The sequence below is a fragment of the Trabulsiella odontotermitis genome, from assembly GCF_001297775.1.
GTDB classification, from domain to species: domain Bacteria; phylum Pseudomonadota; class Gammaproteobacteria; order Enterobacterales; family Enterobacteriaceae; genus Trabulsiella; species Trabulsiella odontotermitis.
Genome location: NZ_LIFX01000034.1, coordinates 1 through 1,851, shown reverse-complemented (window position 1 = coordinate 1,851; position 1,851 = coordinate 1). Strand labels below are relative to the sequence as shown.

The window sequence follows — 1,851 nt, the reverse complement described above, 5'->3', positions numbered from 1 at the left end:
ACCTTGGTTTAGGAGGTGCGGCAACGAAGAACGTCGGCACCGGCTCCGGGCAGATACCTGATATGTCCAGTTTCGTATCGTCAAGATCTGCCTCGTCGATAGTATTAAATCTACCTGGTGGGTTAAAAATGATGTGTGGGCAGCAAGCAACCCCAACAGATGCACAGGGGAATATATTTTTAACACTGCCTGATACGTTTCCCAGTACATATATTTATGCAGAGGCGCATCAGAGCAAGACATCCTTTGCTGGAGATTTAGATCCCTTCATTTTTTCATCATACCCACCGCCAAACGGACCAATTAATCAGGTTAGTTTTGCTGTCAGGGGAACTAAATCAGGTGTTGTGCTTGCAAATAGCAGCATTGCTTTCATGTATTTTATTTGGGGGTACTGATGAAGATTTTTTATAGCCCGTCATTGAATGGTTTTTTGTTGGAATCTACAGCGCAAGACTATAAAGGGAAAGATTTGGTTGAAGTCACTCAGGATACCTATGATAAGTTTTTAGCAGGTTCAAAAACACAACTCATGGTTCCAGGTGATAATGGTCCGGCATGGGCAGATATTCCCCCACCAACGCACGATGAGCTAGTCGCAGCGGCTGGAGCAGAAAAACAACAGCGAATAGACCTGGCTAACGACTTTATGAACAGCAAGCAGTGGCCTGGCAAAGCTGCGATTGGTAGGCTGAAGGGGGACGAACTGGCGCAATACAATTTGTGGCTTGATTATCTGGATGCGCTTGAGGCGGTAGACACGAACAGCGCACCAGATATCAAGTGGCCTACACCTCAGGCTTCGGTGGAAGAGTAATGTCAGGCGCGGTACTGGTATCGACTTTAGTCAGCTTGTATCGGTACCGCTGCCACTCAGCAAGGCGCGGCATATCTGCGTCGTCAATATATCCTCCAGCCTGAGCATCTGCTAACGGGGCAATAATCCCCGCAGCCTCTGCGAGTAACGCGTTTTTTTGCCGTTCGGCCTCAGCCACCTCCGCAGCATGTCGCGCCTTTGCGTCGGTCTCCCAGTTGCGCCCGTTCCACTTATCATATGGCGTTGAAGGTGCCGTACTGGTGTATCCATCCTTGATGGGACCAATATAATCGACCTTTGATGCTTCGCCATCTTCGGTTGAATAAACAGTATTACCCCGATGGTTTTCCTCTTTACTCCATCCTGAACCAGTAAATACCGATACGTACCCAGTCTCATTATCTCCGGGCTCAATATCAGTCGAATGGCCTGGCATGCTCACACCAAGATTAATATATTCGTCAGACCAGCCCATATATTCAGAAGTCGCAGCATCATAGTAATAGCAGCGAATTTCACCCGGTTCTGTTGCCAGTCCATTTTCATCGAAAACAGGTTTCATTATTTCGCCCTTACTAAAAAGTTGAATGCAATGTTACGTGGGCGTGTTTCAGTACCACCTGGGTTTTGAAAAGCGGGCAAAGCACTTCCACCCGGCTGACTAACGCCGTTGGTGTAGAAAGGAGAAGCATTCGATGTTGTGCCAAACACTACATTGCCACCACTTCCATTTGTCCCCAGAATTTTGTGTTCATGCGTTTTGAAATCGTCTAATTGCGCGGAAAGCAATGTGCGTCCACTATCCACACCACGGCCATCATCCCAGATACGAATAAATTCACCGCGTGCTTCAGGCAGTGTTAATCCAGGAAACACCAGAGCGAGTTTTGGATAATTCGACGCTGAGAATGTGGCTCCGTTGAACTTCAGAAACACCATATCAGCCCATTCAGTCATAACCGTATTTGGCATTGCCGAGGACGGCCAGAAGAACGGAATACCGATAGCTGGCACACCTGCTCCCAAACCAAGGT

At 47.9% G+C, this 1,851-nt stretch carries 2 protein-coding genes and 2 pseudogenes; 2 read left to right on the top strand and 2 right to left on the bottom strand.

Features of this window, described 5'->3' with window-relative positions:
• A pseudogene (locus AOY23_RS22925) lies at window positions 1–398 on the top strand (hypothetical protein); the annotation flags it as partial.
• On the top strand, window positions 398–817 hold the full coding sequence (locus AOY23_RS21290) for a tail fiber assembly protein (protein WP_054181154.1): 420 nt from the start codon (window positions 398–400) through the stop codon (window positions 815–817). The pseudogene AOY23_RS22925 and the gene AOY23_RS21290, both read left to right, overlap by 1 nt.
• Here AOY23_RS21290 and AOY23_RS21285 read toward each other — a convergent pair.
• Window positions 789–1,379, bottom strand: a complete 591-nt coding sequence (locus tag AOY23_RS21285; RefSeq protein ID WP_054181151.1) for a tail fiber assembly protein — start codon at window positions 1,377–1,379, stop codon at window positions 789–791. The two genes, AOY23_RS21290 and AOY23_RS21285, sit on opposite strands and share 29 nt — an antisense overlap.
• A pseudogene (locus tag AOY23_RS21280) lies at window positions 1,379–1,851 on the bottom strand (phage tail protein); the annotation flags it as partial. The gene AOY23_RS21285 and the pseudogene AOY23_RS21280, both read right to left, overlap by 1 nt.

Bases quoted from the DNA above. Each gene is read 5' to 3' on its own strand.
- AOY23_RS21290 (WP_054181154.1), top strand. From the start codon at position 398: ATGAAGATTTTTTATAGCCCGTCATTGAATGGTTTTTTGTTGGAATCT.
- AOY23_RS21285 (WP_054181151.1), bottom strand. From the start codon at position 1,379: ATGAAACCTGTTTTCGATGAAAATGGACTGGCAACAGAACCGGGTGAA.